The organism is Halorussus marinus, from assembly GCF_004765795.1.
Lineage (GTDB): Archaea > Halobacteriota > Halobacteria > Halobacteriales > Haladaptataceae > Halorussus > Halorussus marinus.
On the sequence record NZ_SBIV01000006.1, the window covers coordinates 244,595 to 264,949 of the forward strand.

19 protein-coding genes and 1 tRNA gene are annotated in these 20,355 nt (G+C 66.7%); 10 read left to right on the plus strand and 10 right to left on the minus strand.

The window, feature by feature from the left end:
- The first annotated feature begins 121 nt into the window (after positions 1 to 121).
- Together EPY72_RS13560 and EPY72_RS13565 are read left to right on the plus strand one after the other, a co-directional pair.
- Positions 122 to 895 (plus strand): helix-turn-helix transcriptional regulator, encoded by a 774-nt coding sequence (locus EPY72_RS13560; protein WP_135806767.1) that lies wholly within the window; start codon positions 122 to 124, stop codon positions 893 to 895.
- Positions 896 to 1,304: 409 nt separating this feature from the next.
- Positions 1,305 to 1,493 carry a hypothetical protein gene (locus EPY72_RS13565; protein WP_135806768.1) on the plus strand — a complete coding sequence of 63 codons (189 nt, stop codon included), beginning with the start codon at positions 1,305 to 1,307 and terminating at the stop codon, positions 1,491 to 1,493.
- A gap of 675 nt (positions 1,494 to 2,168) precedes the next feature.
- On the opposite strand, the gene EPY72_RS13570 is transcribed toward EPY72_RS13565, so the two are convergent.
- The 3 genes from EPY72_RS13570 to trmY all read right to left on the minus strand — a co-directional run bounded on the left by EPY72_RS13570 (position 2,169) and on the right by trmY (position 3,334).
- Positions 2,169 to 2,241, minus strand: a tRNA-Pro gene (locus EPY72_RS13570).
- A 47-nt stretch (positions 2,242 to 2,288) separates the two neighbouring features.
- Positions 2,289 to 2,735: an SLOG cluster 4 domain-containing protein gene (locus EPY72_RS13575; protein WP_134671428.1), complete on the minus strand. Its 447-nt coding sequence runs from the start codon at positions 2,733 to 2,735 to the stop codon at positions 2,289 to 2,291.
- 2 nt (positions 2,736 to 2,737) lie between these two features.
- Positions 2,738 to 3,334 (minus strand): tRNA (pseudouridine(54)-N(1))-methyltransferase TrmY, encoded by a 597-nt coding sequence (gene trmY, locus EPY72_RS13580; RefSeq protein WP_135806769.1) that lies wholly within the window; start codon positions 3,332 to 3,334, stop codon positions 2,738 to 2,740.
- A 273-nt stretch (positions 3,335 to 3,607) separates the two neighbouring features.
- Between trmY and EPY72_RS13585 the strand changes: the two genes are divergently transcribed.
- Entirely contained in the window at positions 3,608 to 4,771 is a 1,164-nt protein-coding gene (locus EPY72_RS13585) for a tubulin/FtsZ family protein (RefSeq protein ID WP_135806770.1), read from the plus strand.
- 106 nt (positions 4,772 to 4,877) lie between these two features.
- On the opposite strand, the gene EPY72_RS19490 is transcribed toward EPY72_RS13585, so the two are convergent.
- Both EPY72_RS19490 and EPY72_RS13590 read right to left on the minus strand, forming a co-directional pair.
- Positions 4,878 to 5,042 carry an HVO_A0556 family zinc finger protein gene (locus EPY72_RS19490; RefSeq protein ID WP_167599459.1) on the minus strand — a complete coding sequence of 55 codons (165 nt, stop codon included), beginning with the start codon at positions 5,040 to 5,042 and terminating at the stop codon, positions 4,878 to 4,880.
- 73 nt (positions 5,043 to 5,115) lie between these two features.
- On the minus strand, positions 5,116 to 5,547 hold the full coding sequence (locus tag EPY72_RS13590; protein WP_135806771.1) for a GtrA family protein: 432 nt from the start codon (positions 5,545 to 5,547) through the stop codon (positions 5,116 to 5,118).
- 321 nt (positions 5,548 to 5,868) lie between these two features.
- On the opposite strand from EPY72_RS13590, the gene EPY72_RS13595 reads away from it, so the two are divergent.
- The 6 genes from EPY72_RS13595 (at position 5,869) to EPY72_RS13620 (ending at position 12,836) form a co-directional block, all read left to right on the plus strand.
- Positions 5,869 to 7,578 (plus strand): ABC transporter substrate-binding protein, encoded by a 1,710-nt coding sequence (locus tag EPY72_RS13595; protein WP_135806772.1) that lies wholly within the window; start codon positions 5,869 to 5,871, stop codon positions 7,576 to 7,578.
- Between the two features lie 36 nt (positions 7,579 to 7,614).
- Positions 7,615 to 8,556 (plus strand): ABC transporter permease, encoded by a 942-nt coding sequence (locus EPY72_RS13600; RefSeq protein WP_135806773.1) that lies wholly within the window; start codon positions 7,615 to 7,617, stop codon positions 8,554 to 8,556.
- Between the two features lies 1 nt (position 8,557).
- A complete protein-coding gene (locus tag EPY72_RS13605; RefSeq protein ID WP_135806774.1) occupies positions 8,558 to 9,484 on the plus strand; it encodes an ABC transporter permease in 927 nt (308 codons plus the stop codon).
- A gap of 1 nt (position 9,485) precedes the next feature.
- Complete coding sequence (locus EPY72_RS13610) at positions 9,486 to 10,514, plus strand: ABC transporter ATP-binding protein (protein WP_134671435.1); 1,029 nt, start codon at positions 9,486 to 9,488, stop codon at positions 10,512 to 10,514.
- Positions 10,511 to 11,512: an ABC transporter ATP-binding protein gene (locus EPY72_RS13615; protein WP_134671436.1), complete on the plus strand. Its 1,002-nt coding sequence runs from the start codon at positions 10,511 to 10,513 to the stop codon at positions 11,510 to 11,512. The genes EPY72_RS13610 and EPY72_RS13615 overlap by 4 nt, the downstream gene beginning before the upstream one ends.
- A 112-nt stretch (positions 11,513 to 11,624) precedes the next feature.
- Complete coding sequence (locus EPY72_RS13620; RefSeq protein ID WP_135806775.1) at positions 11,625 to 12,836, plus strand: M24 family metallopeptidase; 1,212 nt, start codon at positions 11,625 to 11,627, stop codon at positions 12,834 to 12,836.
- 116 nt (positions 12,837 to 12,952) lie between these two features.
- Here the strand turns inward: EPY72_RS13620 and EPY72_RS13625 are convergent, their stop codons facing one another.
- The 5 genes from EPY72_RS13625 to EPY72_RS13645 all read right to left on the minus strand — a co-directional run bounded on the left by EPY72_RS13625 (position 12,953) and on the right by EPY72_RS13645 (position 18,406).
- Entirely contained in the window at positions 12,953 to 13,429 is a 477-nt protein-coding gene (locus EPY72_RS13625) for a DUF7384 family protein (RefSeq protein WP_135806776.1), read from the minus strand.
- A 201-nt stretch (positions 13,430 to 13,630) separates the two neighbouring features.
- Positions 13,631 to 15,442 (minus strand): LEA/WHy family protein, encoded by a 1,812-nt coding sequence (locus EPY72_RS13630; RefSeq protein WP_135806777.1) that lies wholly within the window; start codon positions 15,440 to 15,442, stop codon positions 13,631 to 13,633.
- Between the two features lie 93 nt (positions 15,443 to 15,535).
- A complete protein-coding gene (locus EPY72_RS13635) occupies positions 15,536 to 16,372 on the minus strand; it encodes an RAD55 family ATPase (protein WP_134671680.1) in 837 nt (278 codons plus the stop codon).
- A 54-nt stretch (positions 16,373 to 16,426) separates the two neighbouring features.
- The gene (locus EPY72_RS13640; protein ID WP_135806778.1) at positions 16,427 to 17,395 is read right to left on the minus strand and encodes a beta-ribofuranosylaminobenzene 5'-phosphate synthase family protein; all 969 of its coding nucleotides are present in this window, start codon (positions 17,393 to 17,395) and stop codon (positions 16,427 to 16,429) included.
- A 51-nt stretch (positions 17,396 to 17,446) separates the two neighbouring features.
- On the minus strand, positions 17,447 to 18,406 hold the full coding sequence (locus tag EPY72_RS13645; RefSeq protein ID WP_135806779.1) for a glycosyltransferase: 960 nt from the start codon (positions 18,404 to 18,406) through the stop codon (positions 17,447 to 17,449).
- Positions 18,407 to 18,581: 175 nt separating this feature from the next.
- Between EPY72_RS13645 and ilvD the strand changes: the two genes are divergently transcribed.
- Entirely contained in the window at positions 18,582 to 20,291 is a 1,710-nt protein-coding gene (gene ilvD, locus EPY72_RS13650) for a dihydroxy-acid dehydratase (protein WP_134671683.1), read from the plus strand.
- Positions 20,292 to 20,355 lie beyond the last annotated feature (64 nt).

Consider the following 20,355-nt stretch of genomic DNA (forward strand, 5'->3'; position numbering starts at 1 on the left):
GGCGATTGTGATATCTACAGTGTAAATGCATTCACTGGGAAAGTGACCATGTTCTGGATGTTCTCTCAGGTACTGGAAGAGAATAATCAGCCCTAAAAAGGCCAATTTGGTTTAGTACGGTATGACAGGTACGGAGGGAGAACAGTTGCGTGATGTATTTTCGAAGAGATACTGGCTCGTTGAAGCACTTTCTGGGGAGCCCAAAACGAAACCCGAGCTAGTGGAGGAACTGGAGTATTCCAGATCAACGATCAACCGGGCAATGGATGAGCTTCTCGATGTCAGGTGTGTCGAACCAACTCAACCAGCAGGACAGCAGTTCCAATTAACAGTGGCAGGACAGGCAGCTCTTCAATTTCACCGAGATTACCGGACGGACACTAAGCAGGTTCAAAGCAATACTGCATTGTTAAACACCCTGCCCTTAGATTCGCTCGATAAAGCGTTCCTCGCTGATGCAGACGTCTATTCATCAGTCCGTACGCCAGATATAGCTCATCAGCCTGGCACAGAATTACTGGAAGAGGCAAGCAGCATGATTGGAACTGCACCCGTTGTCCAACGCGAATATTTCGACTACCTTCTGGAACGTCTACGAGATGATGACTTCGAATTGGAGCTAATTCTCGAAAGTGACCTTCTGGAAGCGATAGAGCAGAATTATGAAAACGAATTCGAATCCCTCATAGAATCAGACACAATCCAGATATATGTTATAGATGAGCCGTTTCCCTATGCGCTCTGGCTGATTGAACACGGGACATGTGAATACGCAGGGATCACACTGTACGAAAATGGGGGAGTGAACGGTACAATTGTCAACGACACGGCTTCTGCGATTACGTGGGCGAAGGCCCAGTACTCTGAGTACCGCGAATCAGCCTCGGAACTATAACGGTCTATCTGACGGCAGCGGTACTCATTCTCAAATTCCCCGGAATCTTTCTATGACACCTTCTTCCTGCTTACCCTTCCAATCATGAAGGATATATTATACTCGGGGCTCGCGCGCTGAAACGCTGTTTTATGTTGGGTTATCGTCTGGGAAACGCGCACTGTAACGGGGGGTGTCCGGAACTTTTTCGCGGGCATGAGGGTGAGCCTGGTACTCTATCCTTGAGGTATCCATTGGGTGTCCCGTTTTTCTGATGTCGCGCCAGATGTCCAGACCGTGAATCGCGGGCACGCGCCGGCAACCCCAGCGAGGTGAAGCTCCCGGTACAGACTGTTAGCGACACGAGAAGCCGAGTGGTTGAATACTGACGACGCACGCTTTCTTGTCACCGAGAGACGTACGGTTCTACATGGACGACGACAGGCGCGAACCGACCGACGAGGACCTCCGACGACGACACGCCGCCAGTCTCGCCCAGCTCAAACGGATGTTAGACCACGCAGAGGGTGAGTGTCACGCGGAGGGCGAGTGTCACGCTGACCCGATAGATGAGGAAGCCCTTGACGCCGAACTCGATGAACTGGAAGAGGAGCAGTAACACCCAGTAACGATACTATCGATCCTGTCAACGCCAGCGGACAGGAACAGTGTCACCCCAGTAACCTTGATCACCCACTGTTGCCTCTCACAGCGGTCAAGAAGTGTGATTGCTCACAGTGGCCGCGCAGTGTTACCGTACGGTGTTATCGCCCAGAGCCAACACGATAAGTGACCACGAACACAGGGAACCACTGTCCACACGACCATACTACCCGGTAACGCAAAGCAGCAACCCTGTACCCCCAACCACTGCGGTCAGGATCTGTGTTCTCCCCAGCCACCCACGGTGAGCAACCACGGTGACCGGAAAGTGTTATTGCCCACAGTGGCCGCGCAGTGTTACCGCGCAATGTTATCGCCCCGAGTTAACACGATGAATGAGCGCGAACACAGGACACTAACAGAACGAATCACGGACTGCCAGCACGACCATACCGCCATTAACGCAGAGTAGCAGCCCTGCACCCCATGCCCGCGGTCAGGTTCAGTGTTACCCACTTCTCAACAACCACCGAACCCCCACTTTCACTACGCCGACTCTCTGAAAACCGCCAGCAAGCGCCACCCGCAACATGAGTCATGTTCGACTCTCCCAGCCCAAACCGGTGATCGAACACCTGAACCCCAAGCTATACGGGGATTATCCTCGACTCTCAGAAAACACGGGCAGAAGTGGGCCGGCGCGAATTCGAATCGCGGTTACGGCCACCCGAAGGCCGAAGGATACCAAGCTACCCCACCGGCCCGCAGGTGAATCGTGGGGCGCGCCGCGTTTAATAGTTCCGAAATAGGGTCACTTCTCGGTCGCGGATTCGACGTACTCCACGGCGTCGCGCGGGGTCTCGACCGGCTCGACGCCCGGGGCGTCGTGGGTGCCCAGCCCCGCGATCGGGCGGTCGAAGACGCCCGCGAACCCCAGTTCCGAGAGCGTGCCCGAGCCGCCGTCGATCGCGACGACCGCGTCGCCGTTCAACACGACCAGCCCGTTGCGTGCGTGGCCCAGTCCGGTGGCGACGGCCACGTCGACGTCGGGGTTCGCGCTCGCGCGGTCTTCGCCCGGGAGGATGCCGATCGTCGTGGCGCCGGCCTCGCTGGCGCCCCGGCAGGCGGCCGCCATCACGCCGCCAAGCCCGCCACAGACCAGCGTGTGCCCGCGCTCGCCCAGCAGTCGGCCGACGCGCTCGGCCCGCTCGGCGGTCGCGTCGGGGACCGCGCTCCCGCCGATGACGCTGACCCGCACCGTCAGTACCTCTCGAATCCGTCGGTGTCGAGGTAGTTGTGCGCGACCGTGATCGCGTGGTCGGCGTGGAGCAGCGCCGGCCCGAGCCGGACCCGTTCGTCGGCGGTCTCGTCGAGCAGTGCCGACTCGTCCGCGGTGAAATCGCGGTGGTCCGAGAGGACGAACACCGGATCCTCGGGCGGCCTCACGTCGGCGACCGGGTCGCCGTCCTCGTGGAGCTGGACGACCGTCCCCGAGCGAGCGGCCTCCGTCAAGACGGGCTCGACGCCGCGCTTCGAGAGGTGGACGCCCGGCGAGCTCTCGACCGCCATGTGGCCGACGGCCTCGTCTCTCTGTTCGAGCGCGTTCCGGATCAGGGCGGCCGTCGAGCGCTCGTCGGGGTTGAGCCGCCGGAGCTCGCTCCCCTCGAACCGGATCGCCACCTCGTCGCTCAACACGAGGACGACCCGCACGTCCTCGCGGATGTCGTGCGAGAGGAAAAACGCGGAGTTGACACACCGACAGAGCACGTCGAGGCGCCCCGCGGCGCCCGCCAGATCGTCGAGCGAGAACTCCGGGCTCGTCGGCGCGTCGTGGCCGAGCACGATGAACTGTCGCATGCCTCGGCGTTCGTCGGTGAGGAATTTACGCCCGTCGAACCGGCCCGATCGCCGGGTTCGCGGTCGGACTCGCCGCCCGCCCGCGGTTTCCGAGCGTTACAATCGGCGTCTGACTCTCCGAGGCGCGGTTCGTGGGTCGGCCTGAACGCTCGTGTGCCGGCGCATAACAATGTGTGTGTCCGCCTACGGTTGGTGGTACGAGCCGATAACGCGACGCTAACCCGCGGATCGAGCGAGGTAGCGTCGACGTATCGGCAGTAGGACTACACAAACATGAAGCTCGCAATGATCGGCTTCGGGCAAGCAGGCGGGAAGATCGTGGACAAGTTCGTCGAGTACGACCGCCAGACCGGGAGCGACGTCGTCCGGTCGGCGATCGCGGTCAACACCGCGGAGGCCGACCTCGCGGGGCTCGAGGAGATCCCCGAACGCAACCGCGTACTCATCGGTCAGGCCCGCGTGAAGGGCCACGGCGTCGGCGCCGACAACGAACTCGGCGCGGAGATCGCCGAGGCGGACGCCGGCGAGATACAGGGGGCGATCGACGACGTCCCGGTCCACGAGATCGACGCGTTTCTCGTGGTCGCGGGGCTGGGCGGTGGCACCGGGTCGGGCGGCGCGCCCGTCCTCGCGAACCACCTCAAACGGATCTACACCGAACCCGTCTACGGGCTGGGCGTCCTGCCCGCACAGGACGAGGGCGGCATCTACACCCTGAACGCCGCCCGGTCGTTCAAGACGTTCGTCGACGAAGTCGACAATCTGTTGGTGTTCGACAACGACGCGTGGCGCGAGACCGGCGAGTCGGTCCGGGGCGGCTACGACCGGCTCAACGAGGAGATCGTCCGGCGGTTCGGCGTCCTGTTCGGCGCCGGCGAGGTCGGGCGCGACGACGCGATCGCAGAGAGCGTCGTCGATTCGAGCGAGATCATCAACACGCTCGCCTGCGGCGGCGTCTCGACCATCGGCTACGCCGCCGAGGAAGTCGCGGCGACCGACGGCGGACTCCTCGGGCGCTTCACCGACGACGAGATCGACGCCACCGAGACCACCAACCGGCTCACCAGCCTCGTCCGGAAGGCCACGCTCGGTCGGCTCACCCTCCCGTGTAACGTCGAGAGCACCGAGCGCTCGCTGGTGGTCACCAGCGGGCCGCCCGAACACCTCAACCGGAAGGGCATCGAGCGCGGGCGCAAGTGGCTCGAATCCGAGACCGAGTCGATGGAGGTCCGGGGCGGCGACTACCCCATCCGGGACGCCGGCCGGGTCGGCGCGGTGGCGTTGCTGTCGGGCGTGAGCGACGTGCCACGGGTGAAAGAGCTTCAGGGCGTCGCGGTCGAGACCCGGGACAACATCGAGTCGATGCGCGAGGAGAGCGACCGGAACCTCCAGCGACTCGTACACGACGAGGCCGAAGAACTGGAAGCGCTGTTCTGACGGCACGCGGTCGGGTCGCTCGGAGGGACCGACCGCCGTCCGGTCGGCGGTGTTTTCGGAGAGCGACGCGACGAGTGGGCGAGACCGACCGAACCGTTCCGAGGGCTCACCAGACGCGGACCGCGGGGGTCTCGCAGTCTTCGCACACCACGGCGTCGTCTCCCTTGAATCGCCCGCGGACGAGCGTCCCGGAACTACACCAGTCGCAGTCGTCGCCCGCGAGGGTCGCCAGCACCGAGTCGGTCGCGTGTCGAGCGGAGGATCGCTGCATCGTTTCGAACCCTACGGCGTCGGCGTATGAAAGTGTCGGTTCGGGAAGTGATCCCGGAGGCGCGCCCGTCGGCTCACATCTGGATCTTCCACGTCCACCGCGAGTCGAGGTAGTACCGGTAGATGCCGCTGAGGAAGATCGCGATGCCGTTGCCGAGCAGGTACATGAGCCCGCCCCACGTCACGAACGCGTAGAGGAGTCCGACCTGCAGGGGGATCGCGGTCCCACGGACGATGTTCGTCCGGACAAGCCCCACTAGATACTGGACCCGGGAGGTGTGCTGGGCGTGCTGGAACGTCCAGGCGTTGTTGACGACGTACTGGAGGAGGATGGTGGTCTCGATCGAGAGCGTCGCCGCGACCAGATAGTTGAGCCCCGCGAACTCGACCAGCACCCAGAGGAGTCCCGTCTGGACGAGTGCGGCCCCCGATCCAACGAGGACGAACCGGTAGAGCCGGACGATCGTCGGCTTGTCGACGAAGTCCTGAACGCTCGAGTATCCCATCGTTAGCTGTCTCTCCGGAACTCCGGGTCCGCTCGGTCGCTCCGGCCCGCGTCGATTCGTCGGGCGACCGTCGGCGTCGGTGCGTAGCGTGCGATGGCCCGATGTCCGGGCGCCGCGAACTAAAGTCGTTGGCTTTCGCGCGCACACTACCGTCGGACTGACATTTCTGGGATGACGAAATTTTACTACGATCGTTGTATCACGAGGACTGCTTTGAATACGGATAATTTATTAAAATTTAACGTCGGTCTGGCCCACATTCTCACGGAGACGATAGGCAAATGTTTATTTATGTTCGATATAAACACCGACTCAAGCTGTATGACTGGAGATGACAACCACGCTTGGCTCGACCGGCGCGACTACCTGAAGTACGTCGGTGCAACGGGCGTCGGCGGCACGTTAGCCGGCTGTACGAGTGGCGGCGGATCGAACGAGGACGGGGAGACGACCACGTCCGACGAAGAAACCGAGACCGAAGGGGCGGACGGCGGCGACGGCGGGGACCCGTCGACGTTCGTCGTCGGGATGAGCAGCAAGGCCTCGACGCTCGACGTCCACTCCGCGACGCGTCGGCCCGAGAACACGATCGTCTCGGCCATCAACGAGACGCTGTTCCGACTCGACGAGGACACCGAACCGGTCCCGCACCTCGCGAGCGACTACTCGCGCAACGACGACGCGACCGAGTTCACCTTCCAGCTCGAAGAAGGCGTCACCTTCCACGACGGATCGACCTTCGACGCCGAAATCGCAAAGTGGAGCTACGAGCGGTTCCTCGAGAACTCGCCGAACTCGTATCTTCTCGGTCCGGTCGACACCATCGAGGCGACCGGCGACTACGAGCTGACGATCACCATGGAGGACTCGTACCCGCTTCTCCCGCGGTATCTCACCAACTGGTCCACCGCGTTCGTCTCGAAGGCGGCGGTCGAGGAACACGGCGACGACTACGGACAGGCCACCGCGGTCGGCACCGGCCCGTATCAGTTCGACACCTGGGAGCGCGGTACCGGGGTCACCGTCACGAAGTTCGAAGAGTACGACTGGGGGCCGGAGTTCGCCGAGAACCAGGGGCCCGGGAAGGCCGACGCGTTCGAGTTCCGGCTGCTGCCCGAGGCGACGACGCTCCTCCAAGAGCTCACTAACGGCGACGTCCACGGTTCGTCGTACGTCACGCTCAGCGACGTCGAACAGGTCGAGAGCTCGAACAACACCGAGCTCCTCCGCAAGGAGTACACGCGACCGGGCTATCTGGCGATGAACGTCCAGAAGGAGCCGACCGACGACGTCCGGGTCCGCCGGGCGATCAACCACGCGATTCAGAAACAGCCGGTCATCGACGCGGCCCTCGGCGGCGAGGGGTATCCCATCTGGAGCATCGTCCCGTCGATCGCGGTCAACGGGCTCAGCGAGGACCGCTCGAAGGAGCTCGGCGAGCAGTACGACCCCGAGAAAGCCCGCTCGCTCCTCGAGGAGGCAGGCTGGACCAACAGCTCCGAAGGCGAAACCCGCTCGAAGAACGGCGAGGACCTGGAGCTCACCTTCTACGCGTTCACCATCCCGCGGTACGCACAGATGGGGAAGGTCGTCGCGCCGATGCTCGGCGAGGTCGGCATCAACGCCAACCTCGAAGTGCTCGAAGCCGGCACCCTCTACAACAACCTCGAATCGGGCAACCACCACCTGACGACGATGGCGTACGGTGGCAACTGGGCGACCAACGCGCTCGAACCGATCCTGAAGGGCGAGAACACCGCGACCGAGGGCGGCACGAACTACTCGCTGTGGCAAAACGACGAGTTCGACGAACTCCTCAAGACCGGAAAGACCCACCCCGACGCCGAGAAGCGCGATGAGGCGATGGTCGACGCTCAGGAACTCGTGCTCGAAGAAGTCCCCGTCGCGCCAATCTGTGCGTTCAACAAGGTGTACGGGTACAAGAGCGACATCGAAGGCATCGACAACTGGACCGAACACGAGTGGTGGCCGGACCAGGAGTGGCTGAACCGCCTCGAGTTCGACGCCTGAGATCAACACCCACCCCGATATCGATACTTTCCAACCGTGTTTCAGTACGTAGTCCGACGGTTACTCGTCATGATCCCCGTTCTGATCGGCGTGACGCTGGTCATCTCGTCGGTCGTCTACCTCTCGCCGGGGAACCCGGCACAGATAGCGCTCGGTCAGAACGCGAACCCCGAGGCGATCGAGGAACTCGAAGCCGAGATGGGGCTGAACGACCCGCCCCACGTCAGGTACCTCGACTGGCTTGCCGGCGCCGCGCAGGGCGATCTCGGAACGTCGGTCCGGTCTCAACGCCCCGTCTCGGAGATGATAATGGAGCGGTTACCGGCGACCCTAGAGTTAGCGATAGCGTCGATGGCGTTGACGCTCATCATCGCGCTCCCGCTGGGGGTGATAAGCGCGGTCAAGCAGTACACCTGGGTCGACTCCCTCTCGATGGTGTTCGCCATCTTCTGGATATCGATGCCGTCGTTCTGGCTCGCGCTCATCCTGATCCTGTTGTTCTCGGTCAACTGGAGCATCTTCCCCATCTCGGGGCGGGCCACCCCGGTGTTCACCGCGACGTGGCTGATGTCGCTCGCGCTCCCGGCGATCGCGACCGGTACCCGGCGGGCGGGACTGCTCACGCGGATGACCCGGTCGTCGATGCTGGAGATACTCAACGAGGACTACATCCGCACCGCCCGCGGGAAGGGAATCGGCGACCGCGCGGTCATCTACACCCACGCGATGAAAAACGCGATGATACCGATCATCACGCTCATCGGGCTCCAGATCCCGCTCATCTTCTCGGGGGCGGTCATCATCGAGACGGTGTTCGCGTGGCCGGGGATGGGGCGGCTCCTCGTAAACGCGGTGTTGAGCCGCGACTACCCCGTGGTCCAGGGGACGGTCCTGGTGTACGCGGTCATCGTCATCGCCGCCAACCTCGCAGTGGACGTGGCGTACAGCTACTTCGACCCCAGAATCAAGTACGATTAACATGTCAGTAGGACACTCAGACAGCGACGACGACGAGGGCGATGGGACCCCGAAGGGCGGTCAAGGGTCTCGCGTCGCCACCGGACAGCTCGCCCGCGCGCGGACTGTCCTCCGTCGCGTCATGCAGAATCGCTTCGCGGTCTTCGGGCTCGTCGTGGTGGTGGCGTTGCTGGTCACCGCGGCGTTCGCCCCGTGGATAGCGCCCTACGAGCCGACCGAACAGAACTACGACGCGCTGAAGGAGCCTCCGAGCCTCGAACACCCGTTCGGGACCGACACCTACGGCCGGGACGTGTTCTCCCGAGTGGTGTTCGGCTCGCGGTACGCGGTGTTCCTCGGCGTCGTCATCGTCGGCATCGAGATGCTGATCGGCGTCTCGCTCGGGCTCCTCGCGGGCTACTACGGCGGCTGGACCGAGGCCGGAATCATGCGGCTCGTGGACATCAGCCTCTCTATCCCGGCGATCGTCCTCGCGCTGGCCATCGCCGGGATGCTCGGGGGTGGTCTGTTTCCGCTGATAGTCGCGGTCAGCCTGGTGGGCTGGCGCGGGTTCGCCAGGCTGGTCCGGGGCGACGTCAAGAGCGTGATGGAAGAAGAGTACATCGAATCGGCCAACGCCGCCGGGCTCAGCGACTTCCGAGTCATCACGCGGTACGTCCTGCCGAACGCGGCGTCGAGCATCATCGTCTACGCGACCCTGACCATCCCGACGGTCATCCTGTGGAGCGCGGGACTCTCGTTCCTGGGGATGGGCGTCCAGCCCCCGAAGCCCGAGTGGGGCGCGATCCTCGCGGCGGGTCGCGGGGACATCGACTCCGCGTGGTGGATCGCGACGTTCCCGGGGCTGGCGATCATGCTCACGGTCATCGGCTTCAACGGGCTCGGCGACGGGCTCAGAGACGCACTCGACCCGAGGCAGGTGAGATAACGTGACGGACCCACTACTCGAAATCGACGACCTGCACGTCCACTTCCACACCGAAGAAGGCACCGTCGAGGCGCTCGACGGCGTCTCGCTGACGGTCGAGCGCGACGAGGTGGTCGGCGTCATCGGCGAGAGCGGCTGTGGGAAGAGCGTGACCGCCTTCTCGACGATGGGACTGTTGCAGTCCCCGCCCGCAGAGGTGGTGTCGGGGTCGATCCGGTACGACGGCCGCGAGCTCCTCGACCTCTCGGACGACGAACTCGACGGCATCCGGGGCGACGACATCACGATGATCTATCAGGACCCGATGTCGTCGCTCAACCCGGTGTTGACGATCGGTCACCAGCTGACCGAGCCGCTGTTGGCCCACCGCGACATCTCGAAGGCGGCCGCCCGCCAGAAGGCGATCGAGATGCTGGAGGCCTGCGGACTGGCCGACGCCGAGCGGCTCATGGACGAGTACCCCGACGCGCTCAGCGGCGGGATGCGCCAGCGGGTGGTCATCGCGATGGCGCTCATCACCGAGCCGAAGCTCCTCATCGCCGACGAGCCGACGACCGCCCTTGACGTGACGATTCAGGCCCAGATCATGGACCTCCTGCGGGACCTGCGCGAGGAGTTCGAGATGAGCGTCCTGATCATCAGCCACGACCTCGCGGTCATCAGCGAGATCGCCGACCGGATGGCGGTGATGTACGCCGGCAACGTCGTCGAGACGTGTTCGATGCGCGAGCTGTTCGAGGCCCCGCTCCACCCGTACACGCGGAAACTGGCCGAGAGCATCCCGTCGCTGGAGACGTCGGTCCAACGACTGCCGACGATCGAAGGGACCGTCCCCGAACTCATCGACCCGCCCACGGGGTGTCGGTTCGCCAGCCGGTGTCCCGACTACATCGGCTCGGAGTGCGACGAGATCGACCCCCAACTCGCCGAACCCGAGGGGATCCGGGACCACGAGGTCGCGTGCCACTACTACACCGACGAGAGCGACGCCGAACCGCCGTGGCAGATACAGGGAGTTGAGGATCAATGAGTCTCCAACGAACTCAGGACGCCGAGAGCACAGACGCGCTCCTCGCGGCCGAGGAGGTCCAGAAGTACTTCCCGATCCGGTCGGGGATCCTGAAGCGCCACACCGCCGACGTGAAGGCGGTCGACGGCGTGAGCTTCGAGATCCGACGCGGCGAGACGCTCGGGCTGGTCGGCGAGTCGGGCTGTGGGAAGTCGACGCTCGGCAAGACGATGATGCGGCTACTCGACCCGACCGGCGGCCGGATCTACTTCGACGGCGAGGACATCACCGACGTCTCGCGCAAGCGGCTCCGCCAGCTCCGCCGGGACATGCAGATCATCTTCCAGGACCCGGGGTCGAGCCTCAACCCCCGGATGAACGTCGCCGACCTCATCACCGAGCCGATGCGGTCGCTGACCGACTGGGACAAGACGAAGCGACAGAACCGGCTGTACGAGCTCATCGAGGAGGTCGACCTCCAGGAGAACCACCTCACGCGAGCGCCACACGAGTTCTCGGGCGGCCAGCAACAGCGCATCGCCATCGCGCGCGCGCTCAGCGTGAACCCGAGCCTCATCGTCGCCGACGAGCCGACCAGCGCGCTCGACGTGAGCGTGCAGGCGAAGATCCTGAACCTGATGGAGGACCTCCAGGAGAAGTACAATCTGACCTATCTGTTCATCTCCCACGATCTCAGCGTCATCAAACACATCTGCGACCGGGTGGCGGTGATGTACCTCGGCGAACTCGCGGAGGTCGCGCCCGCCGATCGGCTGTTCGAGACCCCCAAACACCCCTACACCCGGGCGCTCCTCTCGGGCGTTCCGCGGGCGAACGCCGAGCGGATGGACGACCGGATCATCCTCGACGGGAGCGTCCCGAGCCCGGAAGATCCCCCGTCGGGCTGTCGGTTCCACACCCGGTGTCAGGAGTACATCGGCGACGTCTGTGAGACGTCGGATCCGGAACTCGACGCGGTCGGCGACGGCCACGTCTGTGCGTGTCACCACTACGACTGACGGTGCGCGCCAACCCATCGGCCCTGCGCGCTCGCCGGGTTTTCTGATCGCGCCCGGGCGTGTAGATTTCCCGTTGGCCCAGACTTATTATGACCCGTCGACAGCTTCAGGTATGGTACTGACAACACTGCCCACCGAAGAGTTCGAAGCGCGAATCGCGGTCGTCCGCGACGAGCTCGCGGCGAACGACTACGACGCGCTGTGTCTGTTCTCGGCGACGGACATCGAGTGGCTCTCGGGCTTTCACCACCTCCAGACCGAACGGCCGGTGTGTCTCGCGGTCACTCAGGACGCGGTGGCGGTGACGGTGCCGCGGCTCGAAGCCGACCGCGCGGACAGCGACGAGTTCCCCGCCGTCGAGTCGGTCTACACCTACTACGACTACCCCGGCGACGGCGAAGGGACCTACTACGAGCACCCGAGCCGGACGCCCGAGGCGACCATCGCCGCGATGCTCGACGACCTCGGCGTCGAGACCGTCGCGGCCGACGCCAACGGCGCGCCGGGGTTCTGGGGCTACTCCGGGCCCGCGCTCGACGAACTCGCGGCCGTCTCGGTCGAGACCGTCGACTGGATCCCCGAGCTCCGAAAGGAGAAATCCGAGGCCGAGTTCGACCTCATGCGCCACTCGGCGAAGTGGGGGAACCTCGCCCACCGGAAGCTGGCCGAGTACGCCGAACCCGGCGCCCACGAGCTCTGGGTCGCCAAGCGCGCCAGCCTCGACGCCTCGATGGCGATGCTCGACACCCTCGGCGACCGGTACGACTCGCACCTCCGGGGCGGGTTCCCCGCCAGCTGTGGGTTCCTCTCGGGGGAGAACTCCGCGCTCCCCCACGGCCTGACCGAGAACCGCCGGCTGGAGGAAGGCGACGTGCTCGTGACCGGCGCGAGCGCGAACGTCGGCGGCTACAAGAGCGAACTCGAACGCACGATGTTCGTCGGCGATCCCACCGACGAGCAGGCCCACTACTTCGAACTGATGCTGGAGGCCCAGACGATCGGCATCGAAGAGAGCGGTCCGGGCGTCCGGTGTTCGCGCGTCGACCAGAAGGTCCACGACTACCTCGACGAGCAGGGCGTGCTGGAGTACGCCCAACACCACACGGGTCACAACCTCGGGATGGAGGCCCACGAGCGGGAGTTCATCGACCGCGGGAGCGAGGAGGTCATGCGCCCGGGCCACGCCTACTCCATCGAGCCCGGCATCTACCTCCCGGGCGAGGCGGGCTACCGCCACTCGGACACCATCCTCATCACCGAGGACGGCGTCGAGCAGATCACCTACTACCCCCGAGACCTCGAGAGCAACGTCATCCGGTGGTGAGCCCGGCGTCGCCGGGCCCGAGGACCGAGACGAGTGTCGGCTTTCACCGAGGGGCGACGTAACCCACGGTTAGGGCGCGTGGAAGCCGGTCGGGGTCGCGACCGACGACTGATTTTTCACCCCCGGGCGTCGGTGTCCGGACCGGGGTACTCCCCGCCCTCGACCGCCTCGTAGAGGCTCGCGGCGTCGAACAGTCCCGCGAACCCCGCCGGCGTCTTCACCGAGACGTCGAGTCGCGAGCCGAGCTCGGCCCCGGCCTTCGCGTTCCGCAGGTCGTCGTCGTAGCTCAACAGGTGGGCCGCTCCGCCCCGATACGCGCTCGCCAGCGCGGGGTGGTCGCCCGGCGGGTGGTCGACCGCCACCCGGAGGTCCTCGATGCGGTCGCGCCACGCCCGGGCGAGGTCCTCGTCGGCGAGCGCCGCGACGACGGCCTCCGCGTCGTCGAGCAGGGGGTCGCTTGCGACCAGTTTCACCCACGAGTGGGCCCGGACCGCGTCCAGCGCCTCCCGGGCCGCCCCGCCGACGAGCAGGTCGGCCGCCAGCACGTCGGCGTCGGCGACGATCCGGGCGGGGTCGGTCTCACGCTCGGCCATCGCCGCCCTCCTCGGTGGCCCGGCGGGCCGCGAGTCGGTCGCGTATCGCCGCCACGTCTGTCCGGTGGGTCGCCCCACGCTCGAAGAGTTCCGCCCAGTCCATGTCGGCACTCGGGGGCGCGCGAAGAAAAATCCTCTCCCGGGGCGTTCGCCGCCGTCCGGACGGCGCTCGCTTCGGTGGGCGTCCGGCGATCGGCCGCGCTACTCCCCGAAGGCGTTCGTCTCGACGGTGTCCTCGTAGCTCATCGAGTCGAGTTCGACGGTGAACGTCTGGCCGGCGTACTCGACCACGACGTAGTACGAAACCGACAGCGCCGACCGCTCGCCGTTTTCGAGGTGGCTGACCCACCACTCGGGAATCTGGTCGGTGTCGAGGTAGCCGGTGGTCGAGACCTCGCGAGTGGTCCCGCCCGGGATGGTCGTTCCGACGGCGCTCTCGTTGTCGGCCAGCACCACGTCGTTCATCCGGATCTCGTAGCCGAACGTCTCGACGGTCATCGGGCCGGTCCGCTCGTTTGTCACGTCGCCGGCGATCGCCATCGGCGTGGCGTTCATCGTGGGTTCGCCCCACTGGGCGTCCATGTTTTCGAGCGTGGCGGTGTGTCTGCCCCGGATCTCGACGCGCTCCTCGCTGCCGTCGAAGCCGCCGAGGAGGTCGGTCTCGAACGCGGTCGAGCGCTCGGGCACGTCGACGGGGACCGCGGCGAATCCGACGTCTGCGGTCACGTCGGCCGCGGTCGTCAGCTCGGTCCGCTCGCCGCGCGTGACGTGACTCAGCCACCACCGCTTGACGGTGTCGTCGCCGACTGCGCTCTCGAAGCTGATCTCGTTGCGCCCCTCGGTGAGCGTGGCTCGCTTGCGGTCCTCGATGAGGGCCACGTCGTTGAGCGACACCCGGTAGTTCGCGTCGAGCGCGACCTCGCCGAGCGTCCCGTTCGCGCCGTTGGGGTTGTCGACGACCACGGTCGTCCCGAACCGCGTGCCGGCCTCGGTGTTCGTCCACCCGCGCTCTACCGACTCGACGGTCGGGGCCGCGAAGTCGGTGTCGGCGCCGGCGTCGAGTTCGCGGGCCGTCGCCTCGCCGCCGCCGAGGATGTCGGTCTCGAAGGCGACGCGCTTGCTCATGAACGACAGCGGGATCCGTTCGGTGCCGTCGTCGGTCTCGACCTCCGCGAACGCCTCGACCGCGAGGGTGGTCTGCTCGTCGTTGCGGACGTGGCTGACCCACCACTCGTCGAGCTTCCGGTTGTCGAGCACCGACTGTATCCGGATGGTCTCGGTCTCGTTGGCGCCGATCTCGACGCGCTCGCCCGTCGTGCCCTCGGCGACGGTCACGTCGTTCATCGAGACGGTGTATCCGATCGTCCCGAACTCGATGGGCTCGCCGTTGGGGTTGGTGACGGTGCCCGAGAACCGGAGCGGGGTCTCGTCGGTCGTCGCCGTTCCCCACGAGGCGTCGGTCTCCTCGACGGTCAGGAGCGTCCGGCCGCCGGCTTCCACCGACTCGGCCGAGTCGCTGTCGAACGCCGCGAGCAGGTCCGTCGAGAAGGTCCGCTCTTGGGCGTCCAACTCGGTGGAGAAAAGCGGCGCGTTCACCGACGGTCTGATCGAGACCGTGGTCTGCTCGCCGTCGTTGATGTGGCTCGCCCACCACTCGGGGATCTTCCGGTTGTCGATGTCGGTCCGGAGGACCAGTTCGTTCTGGCCCGACGAGAGGCTGACCGCGCCGCTGGCCCCCGACGCGACGGTCACGTCGTTCATCGCCACGTCGTAGGAGACGCCCGCGACGCCCGGTATCCCCACGCCGTTGGGGTTGTTCACGACGACCCGGGTCTCGACGCCGGTCGTCTCGTCGGTCACCTCGCCCCACTGGTTGTCGATCGATTCGACGGTCGGCGCCTCGGGGCTCACGACGCCGGTCGTCAGCGCCGCGCCGACCCCGACGGCCGTGACGACCAGCCCGGCCGCGAGCACGGCCGCGACCTTGCCGAGCGTGCCGCCGACGATGCTCATCGTTCCGCCTCCGTTCGCCGTTCGCGTGCCATGCGAGGCCGTTTCGAGACCACCCCTAAGTATGTTTCCCGACTCGCGGCGAGCCCACCGGCGCTATCGGATCTTCCGGACGTTGCTGATGTCGAACCCGGCCTCGTGGATCTCGGTCTCGAAGCGGATCACGTCCTCGGCTTCGAGCCGCGAGAGCACGCCGCGAAACTCCCGAACGTACATCACTCGGTCGCGCTCGCTCCCGCCGGTCTCCCACTCGAAGGCGATGGTGCCGTCGGTCGCGCCCATCAGGTCGCCCATCTCGACGTCGGTGAGCGCGTCCTGGTTCACCAACACGAGGATGAGCCCGCTCCACGCCCGCGAGGCCTTCTGGAGGCCCTTCATCAGCAGGGTCACGTCGCTCCAGCCGAGATGTTCCTCGGGCGCGCGAGTCAGGTCGGTCAGCGAGTCGATCACGACGAGGTTGTTGGCGGCGTTGCGGTTGAGATGCTCGCCGACCGCCTCCAGCACGCCCCGGCGCTCGCTCCCCTGTCCGAGGTCGGTGATGGTCTGGGTCCGGCGGGTGTACCACTCCCGGGGGATCGGCGACAGCTGGAAGTACTCCTGGCTGAAGTCGGCGAACGTGACCGCATCGAGGGCCGACTCGACGATCTCCTCGTCCATCGTGTACTCGACTTCCCGGCGGAGTTCGTCGCCGCTGGCGGTGAACGAGACGTAGTGGATCTCCTCGGGGACCGCGGCCCGGTCGTCGACGTCGCCGTAGTGGAGGTCGAACTGCTCGTCGTCGGTGTGGGCCAGCCCGTTGATCGCCGCGCTGGTGTAGAGGAACTCGCGGGCCCCCGCGCCGGTCTCGCCCGCCAGCAGGACCACGCTTCCGGGCGGTGCGCCGCCGCCGATGATCGAGTCGAGCCGGGAGACGCCGAAGGGGATTCGATCCATGCGCTCGTCTCGGGTCGTCTCGGCCGGGGCGCTTGGGTCTTTCGTCTGTCGGGCCTACCGATCGCCGATCCGGGCGCCGCGGTTTCGGGGTTCGGCGACCAGCACCTCGCCGTCGACGCCCGCGGCCGCGAGCGCCTCGCGGGCGACCTCGCGGGCGGGCTCCGAGCGATCTCGCGCCGTGACCCCGTACACCGCCGGGCCCCACGACGACTGGCCCGCGCCTGCGATCGCCGGCGACTCGTCGAGTCTCGCGACCACCTCGCCGACCGGCGGGCGGTAGACGCCGCCCTGCTCGTCGGCGTACCACGCGCCGTTGAGTCGGCCGACCTCCGCGACCGCCGCGCCGAACGCCGCGCGGTCGCCCTCCGCGATCGCGGGGAGGACCCGCCGGCTCACGAGCGCGGCGATCCGATCGGCGACGGCCGGGTCGGCGCGCTCGACCACCGAGCGCATGCTGTCGTCCTCGTCGTCCCCGTTCCGACCCGGCTCGGCGTCCGGGAGCGCGAGCACGAACCGCCAGTCGTCGGGCACGGGGCGGCGGGCCGCGACCGCCGGCACCGACCACTCGCCGCGGGGCGGGCGGTCGGCGGTGAACCGCTCGGTCGGGTGGCCGGTGTCGAGGACGAACCCGCCCGACTCGAACGCCGCCACCCCGACGCCCGACCGGCCGCCCCGTCCGAGCCGGGGCGCTCGCTCGCGGACCCGGGGCTCGGTACCGGTGGCGGTCGCGACCGCCGCGAGGACCGCGAGTGCGAGTTGGGTCCCGCTCCCGAGTCCGACGTGACGGGGAAGAGTCTCCTCGACGGTCACCGACGCCCCGGGCGCGTCGAGCAGGTCGACGGCGCGCGCGGCGTACTCGCGGGCGGTCGGGTGGTCGCAGTCGACGCGGTCGGCGGGCTCGGCGGTCACGACCGCTCGCGGGCTCTCGAGCGCGACCCCGAGCGAGCCGTAGAGACGCTCGTGAGCCAGCGAGAGGTTCTGGAAGCCAAAGTGGAGCCGACCCCCGACCGAGACGCGCACCATACCACCGATTACGGGGGCGTCGGGTTCCCGGTTCCGACAGTGGCAAAACTGTCAGGCCAGCCGATCGACGACGTGGTCGGCGACCCGGTCGACGCCGTTGTCGTGGCTCGGCGAGTCCGGCGGGTGGCGGACCGCCCGGGCGACGTGGGCGATCGAGTGTTCGACCTGAAAGCCCCGGACGCCCCGGCGTTCGAGCACCCGGGTGACGCCGTGCTGTTCGTCGGTGAACGGGTAGACCACGCAGGGCGTCCCGCCGACCGCCGCCTCCATCACCGTCGAGTAGCCCGAACACACCACCACGTCGGCGGCCCGAATCCAGGGGAGGAGCGCGGGGACCGCCTCCCAGGCGTCGGTGCCGACGAGCGTCACGTCCCGGCCCTCGGTCCGGAGGGTCTCGGCGAGCACGTCGAAGTTCGTCGAGTAGACGCTCGGGACGACCAGCACGCCAACGTCGACGTCCGGCCCCGAGGAGTCGGTGGGGTCGAGCGCGATCGGCGGGACGTGCTCGACCCCCGGCGGGTCGCCCTCGTCGGGAGGCCACACCGCGGGGTAGAGAAACGACTCGGCGACCGAGAGCTGATAGCGGTTCAACAGCCAGGTGAACACCTGCTCGACCGCGGCGTCGTAGTAGGAGGCGGCGTTGTGGGTCACGACGTACACGGGCGTCCCGGTCAGCGAGGCCGCCATCGCTCCGAACATGTCGTCGGTGACCAGCGCGGCGGGCTCCTCGCGGCGAAGCCACCCCACGAGGTCGACGACTCGCTTGGCGCTGTACGGCAGGCTTTTGGTCAAAACGCGGCCGAGCGATCCCTCCTGATAGTCGCCGATGTAGTCGACCGGGGCGGCCCGGAACACCTCGTAGCCGTTGCACTCGATGAAGCGCGAACCGGGACCGCCGCCGGCGAGCACGACCTCGACACCCGCGTCTTCGAGCGCCTGCGCGACCCCGAGCATCCGCGTCGCGTGGCCCGCTCCCTCGGGGTAGTGCGCGACGGCGACCGTCCGGTCCATGCGTGTGCTTCGACGGCCGCTCGAAAAGTATGTTCCCCTTCTGGAATATCGCTGACTCGTCGGCGGTCGGCGGGCCGGCGACCCCGCCGCGTCCGGGCGACCGACCGCCGTCGGATTCGACAGCAACGATTGTCCGAGCACGACAACTTAAGCCGCTCCGGGCTCACCGTCGCGTATGTCCGAGAAACCGGCTGATCTCCGGAGCAGCGAAGTCACCGAGGGCCCGGACCGCGCCCCGCATCGGGCGATGTTCCGCGCGATGGGCTACGACGACGACGATCTCTCCTCGCCGATGGTCGCGGTGGCCAACCCCGCGGCCGACGTGACCCCGTGTAACGTCCACCTCGACGACGTCGCCGAGGCCGCCTACGACGGCGTCGACGAGTCGGGCGGGATGCCCATCGAGTTCGGGACCATCACCATCTCCGACGCCATCTCGATGGGAACCGAGGGGATGCGAGCCTCGCTCATCTCCCGGGAGGTCATCGCCGACTCCGTCGAACTGGTCGCGTTCGGCGAGCGCGTCGACGGCCTCGTGACCGTCGCCGGCTGTGACAAGAACCTCCCGGGGATGATGATGGCCGCGATCCGGACCGACCTCCCGTCGGTGTTCCTCTACGGCGGCTCGATCATGCCCGGCGAGCACGACGGCCGGGAGGTCACCGTCCAGAACGTCTTCGAGGGGGTCGGCGCGGTCGCGCAGGGCGAGATGTCCGAAGACGAACTCGACGACCTCGAACGCCACGCCTGTCCCGGCGCGGGCTCGTGTGGCGGGATGTTCACCGCGAACACGATGGCGTCGATCTCGGAGGCGCTCGGGCTCGCGCCCCTCGGGAGCGCGGGCGCGCCCGCCGAGTTCGACGAGCGCTACGACGTCGCCGAGCGCGCGGGCGACCTCGCGGTCGAGGCCATCGAGGAAGACCGCCGGCCCTCCGACATCCTCGACAAGCGCTCGTTCGAGAACGCAATCGCCCTCCAGGTCGCGATCGGCGGCTCGACCAACGGCGTCCTCCACCTGCTCGCGCTCGCGGCCGAGGCCGGCGTCGAGTTGGACATCGCGGAGTTCGACGAGATCTCGCGCCGAACCCCGAAGATCGCCAACCTCCAGCCCGGCGGCGAGCGCGTGATGTACGACCTCTACGAACAGGGCGGGGTCCCGGTCGTGATCCGGCGGCTCGTCGAGGCGGGCCTGTTCGACGGCGACGCCGAGACGATCACGGGTCGCACGATCTCCGAGGAGCTCGCGGAGCTCGACCTCCCCGACGACGACGAGATCGACGCCGACTTCGTCCGGCCGGTCGAGGATCCGTTCCACGAGGAGGGCGCGATCAAGATCCTGACCGGCAACCTCGCGCCCGACGGCGCGGTGCTGAAGGTGACCGGCGAGGACAACTTCCACCACGAGGGCCCCGCCCGGGTGTTCGAGTCCGAGGAAGACGCGATGGCGTACGTCCAGGAAGGCCGGATCGAGTCGGGCGACGTCATCGTCATCCGCAACGAGGGCCCGCAGGGCGGCCCGGGGATGCGCGAGATGCTCGGCGTCACCGCCGCCGTCGTCGGCGCTGGCCACGAGGACGACGTGGCGCTGTTGACCGACGGCCGGTTCTCGGGCGCGACCCGGGGGCCGATGATCGGCCACGTCGCCCCCGAGTCGTACGTCGGCGGCCCGATCGGTGCCCTGGAGGACGGCGACCACGTCGTCGTCGACATCGCCGACCGGACGCTCGCGGCCGATCTCACCGACGCGGAGATCGAGTCCCGGCTCGACGCCCGCGAGGAGCCCGAGCCCGCCTACGACGACGGCGTCTTGGCGAAGTACGGCGCGACGTTCGGGTCGGCCGCCGAGGGCGCGGTGACGAACCCGGGCGTCAAAGGCGACGACTGAGGCGGCGGGCCGGGCTCGCGGTACCCAGACCGGACCCCGCTCGCCGGCGCGACGACGCCACGCG